Source organism: Paenibacillus sp. FSL K6-1217, assembly GCF_045040735.1.
Lineage (GTDB): Bacteria > Bacillota > Bacilli > Paenibacillales > Paenibacillaceae > Paenibacillus_AQ.
In genome coordinates this window covers 5,608,474-5,624,837 of the sequence record NZ_CP150271.1, presented here as the reverse complement: position 1 = coordinate 5,624,837, position 16,364 = coordinate 5,608,474, and the positions used below count along the sequence as shown (strand labels likewise).

14 protein-coding genes are annotated in these 16,364 nt (G+C 54.6%); 4 read left to right on the top strand and 10 right to left on the bottom strand.

From position 1 onward, the window contains the following. Nucleotides 1–51: 51 nt before the first annotated feature. Entirely contained in the window at nucleotides 52–1,104 is a 1,053-nt protein-coding gene (locus tag MHH28_RS24865; RefSeq protein WP_405106475.1) for a lactonase family protein, read from the bottom strand. A gap of 257 nt (nucleotides 1,105–1,361) precedes the next feature. Between MHH28_RS24865 and MHH28_RS24860 the strand changes: the two genes are divergently transcribed. The 3 genes from MHH28_RS24860 to MHH28_RS24850 all read left to right on the top strand — a co-directional run bounded on the left by MHH28_RS24860 (nucleotide 1,362) and on the right by MHH28_RS24850 (nucleotide 3,444). Beyond that, complete coding sequence (locus tag MHH28_RS24860) at nucleotides 1,362–1,622, top strand: GlsB/YeaQ/YmgE family stress response membrane protein (RefSeq protein WP_036732764.1); 261 nt, start codon at nucleotides 1,362–1,364, stop codon at nucleotides 1,620–1,622. Between the two features lie 166 nt (nucleotides 1,623–1,788). Further along, entirely contained in the window at nucleotides 1,789–2,295 is a 507-nt protein-coding gene (locus MHH28_RS24855; RefSeq protein WP_405106472.1) for a CcdC family protein, read from the top strand. Between the two features lie 186 nt (nucleotides 2,296–2,481). Then, a complete protein-coding gene (locus MHH28_RS24850; RefSeq protein WP_405106470.1) occupies nucleotides 2,482–3,444 on the top strand; it encodes an L-lactate dehydrogenase in 963 nt (320 codons plus the stop codon). 104 nt (nucleotides 3,445–3,548) lie between these two features. Here the strand turns inward: MHH28_RS24850 and MHH28_RS24845 are convergent, their stop codons facing one another. Next, a complete protein-coding gene (locus MHH28_RS24845) occupies nucleotides 3,549–5,549 on the bottom strand; it encodes a methyl-accepting chemotaxis protein (protein ID WP_405106468.1) in 2,001 nt (666 codons plus the stop codon). A gap of 208 nt (nucleotides 5,550–5,757) precedes the next feature. Further along, nucleotides 5,758–8,085: a heavy metal translocating P-type ATPase gene (locus MHH28_RS24840; protein WP_405106466.1), complete on the bottom strand. Its 2,328-nt coding sequence runs from the start codon at nucleotides 8,083–8,085 to the stop codon at nucleotides 5,758–5,760. A 402-nt stretch (nucleotides 8,086–8,487) separates the two neighbouring features. Between MHH28_RS24840 and MHH28_RS24835 the strand changes: the two genes are divergently transcribed. Beyond that, nucleotides 8,488–9,483 carry a cation diffusion facilitator family transporter gene (locus MHH28_RS24835; RefSeq protein ID WP_405117242.1) on the top strand — a complete coding sequence of 332 codons (996 nt, stop codon included), beginning with the start codon at nucleotides 8,488–8,490 and terminating at the stop codon, nucleotides 9,481–9,483. 283 nt (nucleotides 9,484–9,766) lie between these two features. Here the strand turns inward: MHH28_RS24835 and MHH28_RS24830 are convergent, their stop codons facing one another. From MHH28_RS24830 to MHH28_RS24800, 7 genes are all read right to left on the bottom strand, one after another. Beyond that, on the bottom strand, nucleotides 9,767–10,132 hold the full coding sequence (locus MHH28_RS24830; protein WP_036702072.1) for a metalloregulator ArsR/SmtB family transcription factor: 366 nt from the start codon (nucleotides 10,130–10,132) through the stop codon (nucleotides 9,767–9,769). 476 nt (nucleotides 10,133–10,608) lie between these two features. Continuing rightward, nucleotides 10,609–11,346, bottom strand: a complete 738-nt coding sequence (locus MHH28_RS24825) for an ABC transporter permease (protein ID WP_405106464.1) — start codon at nucleotides 11,344–11,346, stop codon at nucleotides 10,609–10,611. Nucleotides 11,347–11,348: 2 nt separating this feature from the next. Beyond that, entirely contained in the window at nucleotides 11,349–12,065 is a 717-nt protein-coding gene (locus MHH28_RS24820; protein ID WP_405106462.1) for an ABC transporter permease, read from the bottom strand. Continuing rightward, on the bottom strand, nucleotides 12,062–12,973 hold the full coding sequence (locus MHH28_RS24815) for an ABC transporter ATP-binding protein (RefSeq protein WP_405106460.1): 912 nt from the start codon (nucleotides 12,971–12,973) through the stop codon (nucleotides 12,062–12,064). The genes MHH28_RS24820 and MHH28_RS24815 overlap by 4 nt, the downstream gene beginning before the upstream one ends. Before the next feature lie 77 nt (nucleotides 12,974–13,050). After that, nucleotides 13,051–14,469 carry a histidine kinase dimerization/phospho-acceptor domain-containing protein gene (locus MHH28_RS24810; RefSeq protein WP_405106458.1) on the bottom strand — a complete coding sequence of 473 codons (1,419 nt, stop codon included), beginning with the start codon at nucleotides 14,467–14,469 and terminating at the stop codon, nucleotides 13,051–13,053. Next, nucleotides 14,466–15,140, bottom strand: coding sequence for a response regulator transcription factor (locus tag MHH28_RS24805; RefSeq protein ID WP_405106456.1), 675 nt, complete (start codon nucleotides 15,138–15,140; stop codon nucleotides 14,466–14,468). The genes MHH28_RS24810 and MHH28_RS24805 overlap by 4 nt, the downstream gene beginning before the upstream one ends. 79 nt (nucleotides 15,141–15,219) lie before the next feature. Then, nucleotides 15,220–16,254, bottom strand: coding sequence for an EAL domain-containing protein (locus MHH28_RS24800; RefSeq protein ID WP_405106454.1), 1,035 nt, complete (start codon nucleotides 16,252–16,254; stop codon nucleotides 15,220–15,222). Nucleotides 16,255–16,364: the final 110 nt, after the last annotated feature.

Here is a 16,364-nt window from a genome sequence, read left to right as displayed (position 1 = left end):
TTCCGGCGGACAGGGGGCTTTGCTGTTCCTGCACAGCAATCCTTATGCAGGTTAATCCAGGGCTACAAGGCAGACAGGTGCGGGCACTTCCAGTTCATTCCCGGTAGGAATCAGCCGTCCGGTCTCGCTGTCTATCCGGAAGGAGACGATATTGCCGCTGTTCTGGTTGGCGGCGAGCAGCATGCCGCTGATCAGGGCAAAGTTGCGCGGTGTCCGCCCCCCGGAGATCACCCAGTCCTCCGCTTCCAGCAGACCCGTCGCATTATCGATATGCAGCAGCGCGATGCTGTCATGTCCACGGTTGGAGACATAGAGGTAACGCCCGCAAGGCGAGACATGGATATCGGCAGCCGTATCATCACTTCCGGCCGTATAATGCTCCGGCAGACTGCTGACGCTCTGCAGAAGCTTCAGATTCCCCTGAGGCTCATCATTAGCGAACACGGTGATGGTATTGTTCAGTTCATTGACCAGATAGATCCATTGCCGCGAAGGATGAAGCGCCAGATGGCGCGGTCCTGAGCCTGGAGGAAGCTCTACCTCCCGGTGAGTGACCAGCTTCCCGTCCTCCACGCGGTAGATCACGATCTGGTCCAGACCAAGATCACAGACCAGCACATGCTCCCCCGTCTTGTCCGGAATCACGGAATGCGGATGGGGTGCATCCTGGCGGTCGCTGCGGATTCCCGAGCCTTCATGCTTCACCTGGGAGGACATCTCCTGCAATGAGCCGTCCGGGTTCAGCGGGAACACATTGATATTGCCTCCTGCATAGTTAGACACGGCTATGTAATCTCCCTGCGGAGCCACCGAGACATAGCAGGGTGCACCGCCTCCTGTGGCTCTGCTGCCCAGCGGATGCAGGGCTTTGCTGCCGGGGTCAATGGCGTAGGCATGAACCTCACCCTCATCCTGCTCGCTCACTGTATATAGTACAGTCTGCGCCGCATTGACCGCCAGATAGGAAGGATTCGCTATCCCCCGGGTACCGCCCATTACTCTCATTTCTCCGGTTTCCTTGTCCAGCGCACCGAGCAGGATGGCCTCCTTCTCCTCACTGTTGTACGTTCCAATATAGAATAATACTTCATTAGGCTGGTGCATAGCAGCGGCTCCTTTGTTGTATAGTATATAAGCTTATATAACCTGTACACGCCTGTTCTCACTCAGCGGGTGATCGACAAATTCACTATAACATCTTTATGTACCCACCACCTTATAGGGATTAAACAGCATAAATTTGGACAGACTTGAATACTAAATAAATGTGCGCGGGCAAAATTTAACACTTGGTTTAAACGCTGTGCATGAGGTTAATAGTAACCATCGAAGACAACAAACACAAAAGGAGCTGAAGGTTAATGAGTTTACTATGGATGTTGATTGTTGGTGGCGTAATTGGTTGGCTGGCCGGGTTGATTATGGGCAGAGACATTCCGGGCGGAATTATCGGCAACATTATCGCTGGTATTCTCGGTTCATGGCTTGGCGGCATGCTGCTGGGAAGCTGGGGACCTAAGATCAGCGACTACTATGTCTTCCCTTCACTGATCGGTGCTGTGGTTCTGATCTTTATCGTAAGCCTGATTCTGCGTTCGGTTGGCGGACGTAGCCGTTCTTAAGCACTATGGCAGCATTCTTTCCAGAAGCTGCTGAACTATACTTTGCAAGCAAACCCGCCGGGGTAGACTCTGGCGGGTTTGCTGTGTGTACATCATTCTGAAATCCGTTCATTATCTGCTATAATGAAGAAAATAGTGACCGAAATCACAGAGAGGAAAGTGAATTATGGGTAACATCAACCCCTCACTTCTGCATGTGGGCTCCACCCTGGGAGCTGTATTCATGGCGCTGATGGTGATTTTTATCCGCGTGAAGGCCAGTGCCCGCCCGGTAACCATCCGCAAAATATGGATTCCGCCGCTGGGCATGTCCACCGGCTTCGCCATGTTCATCGTACCGGAAGTACGCTTCCCCTGGTGGTGGGCGGTCCTTGCTTTCCTGGTCGGCTGGTTTATTTTTGCCTATCCGCTAATCCGCAGTACGCGGTTCGAAGAACGCGAAGGGCTGATCTATGCCCAGCGCTCCAAGAGCTTCGCGTTCATCCTGCTGGGACTGCTGCTGGTCCGTACCCTGCTCCATGAGTTCATTAACCGGTACGTTTCTGTCCCGCAATCCGGCGGATTATTCTTCATTCTGGCCTTCGGCATGATCCTCCACTGGAGATTGTTCATGTATAAGCACTATACCGGGATGGTGCCTGCCGAGCCGCAGATTCCACAGCCCCGGGTCTAGGGTGAGGCGGATTAAGCCAATAATCACGTGTAACAGGGGGTGCCCCCGGCGGCCATAAGGATGACTGCCGGAGGGCACCCTCTCCTTCTGCCTTCTGCCTTCCCGAATGCCTACCTGCTGCATATTATATGTTATAAGAATCCTGTTAGAATAGTACCATACTTCTAGAGAGCGGGGACTGGGCAATTGAAAAGTAAATCAAGAAAAGTGGCAATCGTCGGCTCCGGCATGGTCGGCTCAAGCGTGGCCTATTCCATGGTGAATCAGGCCGTATGCGATGAGATCATGATGATCGACCGCACCTTCGACCGCGCCATGGCACAAGCGCTTGACCTCTCGCATTGCATGGACTTCACCGGAACACGCACCAAGGTCTATGCCGGTACCGCAAGCGACTGTGCGGGGATGGATGTCGTCATACTGACGGCAGGCGCCAATCCCAAGCCGGGGCAGACCCGGCTGGATGTGCTGGATGCCGCCGCTGTAATCACCCGCGAGATCATCACCGAGATTATGGCGGGCGGCTTCGATGGGATCTTTGTTGTCGCTGCGAACCCTGTAGATATTGTCACCTATATGGTCTGGCAGATCTCCGGCCTGCCGCGGCACCGGATTATCGGCACAGGCACCTCCATCGACTCTTCCCGGCTGAAGACACTGCTGTCGGAGGTGTTCACGATCGATCCGCGCAGCGTCAACGGCTATGCCCTTGGCGAGCACGGGGAGTCACAGTTCGTGGCCTGGTCCCATGTGACAATCGGCGGCAAGCCGATTCTGCAGATTATGGAGCAGCACCGTGAGCGCTTCAGCAGCCTGGACCTTATGGATATCGCCCGCAAGACGAAGGATGCTGGCTGGGAGATTTTTACGCGCAAGGGCTCCACTCACTTCGGGATCGGCAGTGCACTGGCCTATATCACACGCTCCATTCTGAATGATGAGCACAAAATCATCGCCGTCTCCGCCATCCTGGACGGGGAATACGGACAAAGCGGCGTATGCGCCGGAGTCCCGGCCATTATCGGCAGCAACGGCATTCAGGAATTGCTGGAGCTGAACCTCAGCGAGACGGAGATGGCCCAATTCGCAGCCTCCTGCCATATCATCCGCACCGGGATTAATAGCCTCTCGCTGGAGGAGAAGCTGTAGGCTTACAAACAACACATTGCAACAACACATTTGCAGCAAAACACCCCTCTGCTTCACACAGTAACCTGTGCGGCAGAGGGGTGTTGCGATAATTTTAACGTATCTTATTGAAATTTCTCAATCTCGCTGCGGAGCTCGCTCATCAGCTGATTAAGGGATTCGGCTGAGGTTACGACCCGGTCCATCAGATTCCGCTGCTCGGTGGAAGCCTCCGCCACCATCTCGGCACTCTCGGCCGAATCTCTGGCAATGGTCAGCATATCGGATATGGAGGCCGTAATCTCCTCTGTTCCGGCGGACATCTGCTCATTGACGGCAGAGACGTCCTGAATCTGAACCGACACCTCACGGATGGACGAGCGGATATGGTCGAAGGAGGTGCCTACATTTTGCATTTTCCCCATACCGTCCCCGATCTCGGCAATACTCTTCTCCATAGAGACCTCGGCTGCCTTGGTGGATTCCTGAATCTGGCGGATCAGCTCCACAATGTTCACAATGGCGCTGTTCGTGCGCTCCGCCAGCTTCTTCACTTCATTCGCCACCACGCCGAACCCGCGCCCGTGCTCGCCTGCTCTGGCCGCTTCAATCGACGCATTGAGGGATAACAGGCCCGTCTGATTGGAGATTTCCGAGATTACATCGATAATCTGGCCGATCTGCTCCGATTGCCCGCTCAGATTGCTGATCAGAGCCGAGGTCTCCTCCGCTGCACCGCTGATGACGTTCATCTGCTGAAGGGTCGATTGAATCTCCACATAGCCGTTCTCGACCTCGGTGCTGACCGTTTCCGCCTGGTCGGACACATTGACAGAGGATTCCGCAATCCGCTGCAGCCCGATCGCCATCTCTTCCGTAGCTCTGGCAGCCTGCTCCGAGCCTTTGAACTGTTCTCTCATCCCCTGGGCCACTTCCTGGACGACCGTTTCGATCTCCGCCGACGTATTCGAGGTCTGGCTGGCGTAGTTCAGTACGCTTTCTGCAGAGACCGCAACCTGCGCTACAGTAGCATCAATTTTGCCGACAATGCCGGATAGTGAACCGATCATATCATTAATGCTCTGGCTCATCTGGCCGATTTCATCTCCCGAGCGCACCGTTACCCGTTCGCTGAGATGGCCGTCCGCGACCTTCTTCATCACCCCGGAGATTGCCGCAATCGGCCTCACAATCAGGCGGGTCAGATATAACGCCAGCGCAATGACCACCAGAATGATGATCACAATGAACAATATGGATATTCGCTGGGCTGCGGTGACTTTGGCCGTAATCTCGCTTTTGGGAACCGTAATCAGCAGCTTCCAGTCTGTGCCCGGGACACTGCGGAAATAGGTAATCACCTGTTTGCCGTCCTCTCCCTTGTAGGCTTCCGAGCCTGCTTCCTTACCGAGAATATGCTCTACGGCTTGCTTCATCTCCGTTGTCTTGGCATAATCCGCAATGTTCTTGCCGATCCGTTCGCTCTCTGAATAGGCGTAATAATCGCCCTTGCCCGAGATCACATACCCATAGCCGGTATCGCCCACGTGGATATTCTTGCTCATCTCCATCAGAATGTCCGGTGTCACCGAGAAGGCGATACCGCCGCCAAACTGCTTGTCCTTGTCCACTACCGGAACGAATACCGGGATAATATATTTACTGAGCTGCTCCAGATAAGACATGTCCGCTACCGCCGGGGCCAGACTCTCCTTAGCCTGCAGGAAGTATGCCGATTTGCCCACATCCGCCGTAAGCTTAAGGGCGTTGGCCAAAATCCCGTCCTTGTTAATCACGCTATAGCCTTCGGACTGTGTATCGCTCTCTTCCAGTACCTTGACCACAGGAAAAATGGTATCCGGTCTTGAGGTGTCGAACTCAGGATGTTGCGCAATCAGCTCTTCTACCGCCGATGTTCTGGTATTCAGCCACTCTGTAATCCGGGTGGTGTTCATCTCCAGAATATTCTGGGCGAGCTCCTCGCTGTCGTCTCTGGTTACACCCCCGAAGTACTGCATGAAAAAGATCGTGACTCCGAGCAGAGGTACAATAGCAATTGCCAAAATAACCAGCGAATACTTGCGTTGCAGCGATAATGATTTTCCGTTCTTTGCATTCATTTTCATTTTTGACCGTACACTTGCCTCATTCACCGCAAAATCCCCCTAGAACCCCATTGTGGTCTTCCATATGCTGTAAATATATATTAATATATCGGCATAAATAGACAAAAAATATATTCACCCCATAAAAAATAAGCCTAGAGACCCAGTTTTTAGGATCATCAAGACTTATTTTTTCATAGATTTTTCATTATTTATAAATGGTACACCGTTACGCTGATTTCGGCGGCTGTAAGGCGCGCATGCTGTTCAGCACAGCAATTACCGTAACTCCCACATCCGAGAATACGGCCTCCCACATAGTGGCAATACCGAACGCTCCCAGCAGCAGGAAGACCGCTTTGACCCCCAGCGCAAAAGCAATGTTCTGCCAGACAATGGTCCGTGTACGCTTGGCGATCCCGATCGCGGCGGCAATCTTCGAAGGCTCATCTGTCATAATGACGATATCCGCAGCTTCAATGGCCGCATCCGAGCCAAGTCCGCCCATGGCGATCCCGACATCCGCTCTGGCCAGCACCGGCGTATCATTGATTCCGTCCCCGACAAAAATGATCTTCTCCTTCGCTCCCTTCTCCCGCTCCAGCTGTTCAATCGCTGCGACCTTATCTCCCGGCAGCAGCTCTGCATGAATCTCCTGAATCCCCAGCTGTCTGCCGACAGACTCGGCTACCGGAGCGGCGTCACCGGTCAGCATGACCGTCTTGCGGATTCCCAGTGCGTTCAAGGCCTGAATGGCCTTAAGCGAATCGTCCTTCACTTCATCTGCAATGACGAGGTATCCTGCGTATTGCTTATCTACGGCAACATGAACAATCGTCCCGTACTCCTGCGGGGTCACGCTGGCAATTCCTTCACGCTCCATCAGCCGTGCATTCCCGGCCAGCACTGCCTTCCCCTCAACCTTAACGGCGATGCCGTGGCCGGAGATCTCGTTATAGTCTGTAATGGCTTCGCCGGGAATAGCTTCGCCATAGGCTGTACGGATCGATTCTGCAATCGGATGGCTGGAATGGCTCTCGGCGTAAGCCGCCACCCGCAGCAGCTCCTGCTCTGTGAAGCCTTCTGCCGGAACATTGCCGGTTACAGTGAACTGGCCTTTGGTCAAGGTTCCTGTCTTATCGAACACAACGACCTTAACATCATTCAAGGCTTCCAGATAGTTGCTGCCCTTCACCAGAATTCCGCTCCTGGAGGCGGCACCAATCCCGCCGAAGAACCCGAGAGGGATCGACACCACCAGCGCACATGGGCAAGAAATAACGAGGAAGACCAGTGCCCGGTAGATCCAGTCCGAGAAGGTTGCTCCGCTCAGAATCAGCGGCGGTACCACCGCCAGCAGCAGCGCTGTTATCACTACGACCGGAGTATAGGCACGGGCGAATTTGGTGATGAAATTCTCGGTCTTCGCTTTGTTATTCGTGGCATTCTGCACCAGCTCCAGAATCTGCGAGACTGCCGATTCGCCGAAGTCCTTGGTCACCTCTATGGTAATCACACCATTACGGTTAATGAATCCGCTCAGCACCTGGCTTCCCGGCTGGGCCGAGCGGGGAACCGATTCTCCGGTCAGTGCCGAGGTGTCCATCATCGCACTGCCCTCCAGGATGATTCCGTCCAACGGAACCTTCTCGCCGGGCTTAACTACGATGCTGTCCCCTACTCTAACCTCTTCAGGGGACACCTTACGCAGATTACTGCCTTCCTTCAGATAGGCGAACTCCGGCCGGATATCCATCAGCGCTGTAATCGAACGGCGTGAACGGTTCACTGCCATCCCCTGGAACAGCTCACCTACCTGATAGAAGAGCATAACCGCTACGCCTTCGGGGTATTCACCAATGGCGAAGGCACCGATGGTTGCAAGGGCCATCAGGAAGTTCTCGTCGAACACCTGGCCTCTTACAATATTCCGGGCAGCGGCGAAGACTACCTCACCGCCGACAATCAGATAGGCTGCCAGGAAAATCAGCAGCTCGGTGATGCCGCTGACCGGCAGGAACATTCCGGCAGCGGCCAGAATGGCGCCGCCTCCCAGCCTCATCAGGATACGGCGTGTATCGCCTTCCCCGTGCTCATGGCTGTGCCCGTGGCCATGTGAATCGTCATGGCTGTGGCTATGCTCAGCAGCATGTGAATGCTGGTGCCCGTCTTCATGGGCATGCCCTTCTCCGTGGGCATGCTCATGACCGTGTTGTTCACCGTGGGTATGAGCATGGCTCTGTCCCTGAGCTGCGGTACTGCGTACCTGAGCTGCGCCTCCCGCGGCCACCGGCTTCTTGACAGCCCGCGAAGCTTGAACCGCCCGCGGCTTCACATGCGGCTCCAGCCGGGTGACCGTATACTCAGCCTGCTCGGCGATCTCGTCCGCAGCGGCAGCCGTTGTCTCCAGTGTCATAGTCTTCGTAGCGAAGTTAACGGAGCAGGAGGACACGCCCTCAATCTTCTTGACCTTATTCTCAATCTTCATGGCGCAGTTCGCACAGTCCAGTCCATCCAGCACCCATTTCCGCTTAACATTGCCTTCTACCGTACTCAAATGACTCATCTCCCTTGATCGTTCCTATATATGAGTATTTGTTCATATGTTAACTTACACCTATTATATTCCCCTGAATCACACAGTGTCAATGCATTCAGCCCACAGATTGCGCGCAGATTGCGGCTCTAATGATGGACTGCAAAAATCTTAAAACCGATTGAGTTATTTTGGACAAACTATGCTTTATCTATATAAGAAAATAAAAATCAAAATAAGAAAAGCTTGTAATTTGCTTGCGCCAGTCATAATATTAACATATGAGCAATCATTCATATGTTAACTGAAAAGAGGTCCTTCCTAATGAACAAAATAAACAAATCCAAGATGAACCCTTCAAAACTGAATAACGCTACGCACTCCGGGCAGCATCAGCATGTAGCAGAACCCAAAGGCAGTAACATACACGGGCCGGAGTCCACCGGTGATGGGAATCCAGCGCACACGCACAACGAGTCACATCCGCACTCACACTCACATAGTGGATCACATTCTCATGCGCAGGCTGGCGGACATTCACATTCTCACGCACCGGATAATAAAAAAGGTCTGCTGATCGCCTTAATCATCACCGGCGGTATCATGTTCCTTGAATTCTTCGGCGGCTTGCTAACGGGGAGCCTGGCTCTCTTGTCCGACTCGGGGCATATGCTCAGCGACACCGCTTCCCTTGCGCTTAGTCTTGTGGCCATGATTATCGCCGTGAAGCCGGCATCCTCCAAGAACTCCTATGGCTTCCACCGGTTCGAGATTATGGCGGCCTTATTCAACGGGGTGACCCTGTTCGTAATTGCCGGGTTCATTATGTATGAAGCTTTCCAGCGTTTCTCCGCCCCTCCGGCGGTAGCCAGCGGAACGATGATGCTGATTGCCAGTGTCGGATTGCTGGCCAATCTCGTCAGTGCCTGGTCGCTGATGCGCAAAAGCGGAGCTAAAGACAATATCAATATCCGCAGCGCTTACCTGCACGTGATCAGCGATGCTCTCGGCTCCGTCGGCGCACTGGCGGCTGGTCTGATTATGAACCTGTTCTCCTGGTATGTCGCAGACCCTATCATCAGCGTGCTGGTCGCACTGCTCATCCTGCGCAGCGCCTGGGGCGTCATCAAGCAGGCCTTCCATATTCTTATGGAAGGGACTCCGCTTAGAGTAAATGCCGCCGAGGTCGAGAAGGCGCTACTGGAGATTGAAGGGGTCCGGGATGTGCATGACCTGCATATCTGGACCATCACCTCCGGCCTGGATGCCCTCAGCGGCCATCTGCTGATCCATGATGAGGTCAATGCGGAGCAGGTGCTGCAACAAGCACTTCAAATGGTGGAAGAGAATTTCGGCATCCAGCATACCACGCTGCAGATTGAGAATTCTGCTGTGAAGCATGGTCACCTTCCGGTCTGAGGAAGAGGTGGTACGCGGGTAAGGGAGAATGAGGGAGTCCGAGAAAAGCCTAACGATTCTGTAGGCCTGCCGAATGTATGCTGTTTTCCACATACATTCGGACCACTTGCCCTCACGACCACCAATTGTATGCTGTTTTCCACATACATTCGGACCACTTGCCCCCACGACCACCAATTGTATGCTGTTTTCCACATATATTTGGTTTATCGCACATCATAATATAAAGGGCCGCCCCAAGCCATTCATGGCTTGGGACAGCCCTTTTTCCTGTCAGGACAATCTATTCATGCCGGATATGCTCATGGGTCTGCAGGAAGATCTGCTCCACATGCGCATCATTCAGCGAATAATATACGGTCTTGCCTTCCTTGCGGCGTTTCACAATCCGCAGATTGCGCAGATAGCGGAGCTGATGGGAGACTGCCGACTGTCCCATATCCAGTATGGATGACAAGTCATGCACACATAGCTCCTGCTGGGATAACGCGTAGATCAGCCGAACTCTTGTCGGATCACCCAGTGCCTTGAACATCTCGGCCATCTTGTCTGTAGTCTCACGGTCCGGCAGAATCAAGGCCATCGATTCCGGTTCCAGTTCGGAACCATTACAGGTGTTGTCGCATTCTTCAAGTGCTGCTGGCTCCATGCTCCCGCCCTCCTCCATATGCTTATCCGGCATCACCGGCGCTTAATAGTATCTTCTACGATTAATTATAGAAAAAATGGCGCCCATTGTCCATGGAGAGCGGGAATGCGCAAGAAAATTCATATAAACATGCGGCGATGATATATAGAGTTTCGTTCGGATTCGCTCCAAATATTCAATGTTAGTTGTAATCTGTACATCTAAAACCCCCGAAAAGAAAGGATTCCTTCTTCTAACTGTAGTCTGTACAACTAAATCTGTCCGAATGGGTGAGAATCCAGTACAGATGGATTTTTAAATGTACGAAATGCAACTAACTTAATCTTAGGTGAAATATCAGATGATTTAATTGTACAAAGTCCGACTAGGCATCACGTATACCTTAATCGTGAACGTAAATCGTACGTAGATCCTTTCATATGGCGTATGAATAGTTGTAATATTTCCCGCCAGTCTAATTCAAATGCCTACCAATCTTATACCGCCTTACGCCAAAAGGAGATCAAGCCTGTAGCCAGGAACAGCAGCAGGCTTCCCGACACGACAATCATCAGGCTCTCCAGCGGCAGGTTGAAGGCGCCGAACTGCTCTTCACCGAAGGGGGACATGGCCAGTGCCGGCTGCACCCATGGATAATAAGGACCGTAGGTGGAGGAATTGGCAACCAGGATGTTGGGAATAGTGAAGCAGACATTCAGCGCAAGCGGAGCCCCGAAGCTGCTCCAGCCCTGGGATACCGCCAGTTGCAGCGCAGCCAGCGGCAGGCAGGCAAACCATCCCCCGAACAGGCTGCTCAGCAGCAGCTCCCACGGGACTCCCCCTTCCGCACCCCGATACCATCCTACTCCCAGAACTCCGGCAAGCAACAGCAGTTGAACTGCAGCCAGGAGCACCATAATCATTACATATTTGGCGAAGTATACAGAGGTACGCGTAACCGGGAGCGCCAGCAGCTGCTTCCATCCTCCGTCCGCATGCTCATTGCGGCAGATTAAGGCAGCGAACAGGCCTGAGAGCACCGGAAGGAACAGCAGCGCATGTACCGCTGACATCGTGCTCAGCAGCACCTGCCAGGTCACAACCCCATCCTCCTGCATGTCCGTAAGCGCGCCTATCGGCAGAGAGATCAGCGGACTGAGCAGAATTAACAGCCAGGTGCGGAATCCGGCGATCTTCAGGCGTTCCGCAGACATTATTCGCAGACAAGTCCGCATATTCAGTCCACATCCTTTCGTGCGAAATGTATGGCTCCGGGCAATAGTACCAGGAGTCCAAGCAACAGACCGGCTCCGCTGAACAGCCAAGGATGCGGTCCGCTCCAGGCCAAGGCCGGCCAGGAGAGGGGTGCCCATTCCGAGAAAAACATACCGAACGGGCTAAGGAGCGACAGCGTCATTCCCACAGATACCGGAAGCGTCTGATTGCGGCTGGATAGCGACAGCCAGAGCTGCAAGGCAATGACAGGCATAGCCGCAGCATAAGAAGCGAATCCGATCCGCAGTACATCTGTATAAGGAATGGGCTGACTTCCGAAGCCGAGCAGCAGCCCCAGGATGACGGCTCCTGCCGACAGCAGCAGGCAGGAGCCGATAAGCAGCAGCAGGCAGAGCAGCAGCTTCGCCAGGAATACAGCCGAACGGGAGATTGGCAGCGCCAGAAGCTGCTTCCAGGAGCTGGTCTGATGCTCGACATTCGCAATCAGAGAGCAGATCAGCGTGCCGCCAAGGTACAGGGCAATCGGCAGGAAGGGAGCGATCTCACTCAGCAGGCCGGCCCACAGGTCCTCCCGGTACTGCCCGTGAAGATAGTCATAACGGAGGCCGAAATTTAGTCCCTGCATGGCGATAAGTCCCAGCGGGCCAAGGAAGGTGAGGAGCCATATGCCTTTGCCGCGGATCTTAAGCCAGTCCGCCGACAGCGCACGCCACATCATAGCTCCCCTCCCCCAACCACCTGCAGGAAGAAGTCCTCCAGGGATTGCCTGTGCTCCTCTACCCTGTAGATGGCATGGCCCTCCTCGACCAGCTCTTTGACCAGCAGCGATACTCTGGCATCGCTCATCCGGGGCAGGACCAGGCGGCCTTCCTGCAGTTCGCCGCCGCAGCCGCGCCGCACCGCCGTCATCAGCGCGGTCTCCGGCTCCGACAACGCCAGGCGCAGGTGCCCTGCTGCCTGCTGCTGGAGATGGGCAATCGTATCCTGATAGACCATCTGCCCCTCGCGGATAATGCCGACCGTACCGGCCATTTGCTCAATCTCGCTCAGCAGATGGCTGGATACCAGAACCGTAATGCCCTGCTCTCCGGGCAGCCGCTTAATCAGGGAGCGGATCTCCTGTATGCCTGAAGGATCCAGCCCATTGGTCGGCTCATCGAGAATCAGCAGCTCCGGGCTGCCCAGCAGAGCTGCCGCTATCCCCAAGCGCTGCTTCATGCCCAGCGAGAAGCCCTTGACCGGCCGCTTCTCCTCCCCGGTAAGGGAGACGATCTCCAGCACCTCGCTGATCCTCGCCTTGGGCACACCCAGAATCCGGCGGATCGCCTCCAGGTTGTCCCATGCACTCAGATGCCCGTAGTAAGACGGCGATTCCACCAGCGAGCCTACCTTGCGCAGAATCTGCATCCGGTTCGCACGCAGCTCCTGGCCGAAGATTTCAATGCGGCCGGAGGTCGGCTTGATCAGACCGAGCAGCATGCGGATGGTTGTCGTTTTGCCGGCACCGTTCGGTCCCAGGAAGCCATATATCTCCCCTTTACCAATGTTCAGATTCAGTTCCTTCACGGCCGCGCGGCCGCGGTATTCCTTCAGAAGATCCTTAGTCTCTATCACAGTTTCCTTCATTCTCTTCACCTCGGTAACAGCATAACGCCCCAAGGTTAAAAGCACGGAAGCAGCAAGTTTAAATTTTGTTTAAATTATCAGAGGGACCGCTTCCAGATGACAACCTCGGTGCCCTGGCCGGTACTCTCCATGCTCCATTCCAGCTCCATCCGCTTAAGCAGCAGATCCACAATGGACAGGCCCAGCCCCGCTCCGGCGGAGTCGGAACTCTTCTCCAGACCGCCGCCATGGTCCGAGATGATAATCACACGGTTGCCGTCACGGACTTCCGTAAACACCCCTACATACAGGCCGCTGCGTGCATGACGCAGAATATTCTGGAACAGATTATCCATTACCCTGCGGAACCAGCTGTCATCGATATTCCAGTACAGCGGTGCACCCTCCAGATCAATCTCAGCCTCAAAGCCTTCCTTCTCCCAGACCGGATACCAGGCAGCAGCGCTCTCCCGCAGCAGCCTCAGCACATCCCGCTGCTCCAGATTCAGCAGGGTACGCCCGCTGCTAAGCAGATTATAGGACAGCAGGTTCTCAATCAGGATGCCCAGACTCTCTATACGCTGGTCCATTAGCTCCAGGGATGACTGGCCGCGCGGCGACAGCGCCTCCTTGCCCAGCACATGGAGGTGGCTGCGGATGACAGTAAGCGGAGTCCTCAGATCATGGGAGAGATCGGCCACCAGCCGCTTGCGCAGCGCTTCCTCTTCCGCCACTCTGGCAAGGCTGGCCTTAAGCTCCGTGACCATCGTATTGAACGCCTCCTCCAGGCGGCCAATCTCATCGGGCTTACCCGGCGGAACCACCTGCGGCAAGCCTTCATGTCCGGTAAAGACCATAGCAGTCTGCAGCCGCAGCAGCCTTCTGCGGATCATGATGAAGAAGAGCCAGGAGCTGACGACGAAGACGATTAAGAACACCAGCAGCATAATCGAATACCACTTATCCAGCCCGGCGGCATATTTGACATTCTTGACTTCCTCCGGAATCTGCATGACCATGAAGCCCTCTCCGGCTTCGGCCTGATCCCCTATAAAAGCAACAATCGCCAGCGGTTTAAGTACCGCACTGTCCTTCATGAACACTATCGCTTCAGCAGCAGTCCAATCCGCAGGGATGGGCCGGACCGGTCCGTCCTCCAGCAGCGGGGGGCCGGAGGGCTCTGTAATCAGCCGTGTGCTGCCCCCGTTATCGACCCAGAATATCCGGGCCAGATGATAGGTTTCACTGAGTACCCGGAGCCGCCGGGTGATCTCCTCCGGCGGCTGATTCAGGAGCTTGCGTGCTTCCTCATGCCACATTATTTCCAGCTTACCTACATTGGAATATGCCGCATACTCCTTGGGCGGAGCATCGTGGGTGAGCCCGCCAAAGAGGGTGTACAGCATAATAGTTAATGGAACAATAACGGGGATAAAGAGCAGGGCGGCCAGAAGGATAAGCAGATAACGGAAAAGCAGGGAACGGTGCAGATGCTGGAAACGCCCCGCCCCCCTCATCCTCTCACCCGGTAGCCGATTCCCCGGACCGTCTCAATGATCTCCGGCGAAGCGGGATCAAGCTCCAGCTTCTCGCGCAGATAGCGGATATGTACCATCAAGGTCTTGTCGCCTTCGATGTAGCTCTCCCCCCAGACGGCTTCATAAATCTGTTCCTTGGTCAGAATCTGGCCAAGATGCCGCAGCAGGTAAGAGAAGATCTGGAACTGCTTGCCGGTAAGCATAATCTCCCGTCCGGTTGCGGCTTCCGTAACCACGCTGCTGCCCGGCATCACTACCAGATGCTTAAGAATCAGGGGAGCAGCCGCAGCATTGCCGCTTCTTCTCAGCAGAACCTCAATTCTCGCCGCCAGCTCATCGGGATGAAACGGCTTGGTCAGATAATCATCGGCGAAGTCCAGCCCCTGGAGCTTATCGTCAATAGAGGTGCGTGCCGAGAGCATTAGGATCGGCATCTCCGGATAGGCCCGCTTCAGCCGTTGACCGACCGTGAAGCCGTCCAGTCCAGGAAGCATCACATCCAGAATCGCCAGCTGGCAGCCCTCTGCCGCTTCAAGCGCCCCGTCCCCGCTCTCCAGCCAGCGGACGGCATATTCCCGTTCGCGCAGATCTGCTGACACGGCATTGCCGATATCACGGTCATCTTCCACGTACAATAGGGTTACACTCATGTTATTCTCCTTCCTTTCTACTGCAAATGACATCACAAATCCCCGGATGCCGGCATCCGGGGATAACCTTACCTGCTGTTCAGGCCGTGATTCCGAAACGTCCCGGCGGCTTGTCCGCCGGCAATCCGAACAGATAGCCTTGTCCCAGATCCATCCCCAGATCACGGCAGACCAGGAATTCCTCACGGCGTTCAATGCCTTCGGCCAGCAGCCTGGCACCGAACTCCCCCGCTCTGGAAATAATCTCCTGTAGAATCCGCTGCTTCTCCTCATCCCGGTCACAGAAGCTGATCAGACTACGGTCAACCTTGACATAATCAGGCTGGAGACTGGACATCAATTCAACGGTCGAATAGCCCGCGCCGACATCATCCAGCGCAACCCGCATCCCCTGCTGGCGGTATTCGGCGAAGATGGCGCGCAGATGCGGGATATCGCTGATCTGCTCCGTCTCCACTACTTCAAATACATAGTCCTCCGGGTTCTGATCCAGCCTATGGATCGCCTCGAAGGTATGAGTCAGACAATACTTGGGATTATAAATAGAAGAGGGCAGGAAATTAATGAACCGCTTAATGCCCTTGGGCAACAGCTTGCTGCTGGTCTCGATCGCCGAGATCCGGGCGGCCCGGTCAAGGAAGGAGTGGAACCCTGTTCGCCGGGCAATCTCAAACAGCTCATAGGGCTGAAAATAACTGCCCTGGGGCAGCGGGCGCAGCAGAAATTCAAAGCCGACAATCTCCTCGCCGAAGTTCACAATCGGCTGCATGTGGCTGCAGAAATCATGACTCATTATGATGGACACCAGATTCTCATTGGCGAAGCGGACCTGCAGCTGATCGAGCGTCAGCCACCGTTCCAGAACGGCATCGGCCCCTCTGCTCTTCACGCATAAGGACAAGGAGTCCGGCATGTCCCGGGCCGCCCCCAGCCATTCTATAAGCGTCATCAGCTCTTCCTTATGGTGATAGGGAATGATACAGCTCTTGCTTGTCTGATGTACTTCATAACCGGCATTTCGGATTACAGCCGCCAGCTGATCAGAACAAGGGCGGAGCTTCAGCTCCCCTTGATCCTCTACCGGATCGATGTCAGCACAGTCAACACAGTTCATGGCAATCTCCTCCGCCTCTTGATGTCGATAACCTGAGGTCATTATAGCATGATTCCTCCGGCATAATCAGGATGAACGCAGCAGAAAAAGCCTCCTATGAACCCTAAAGG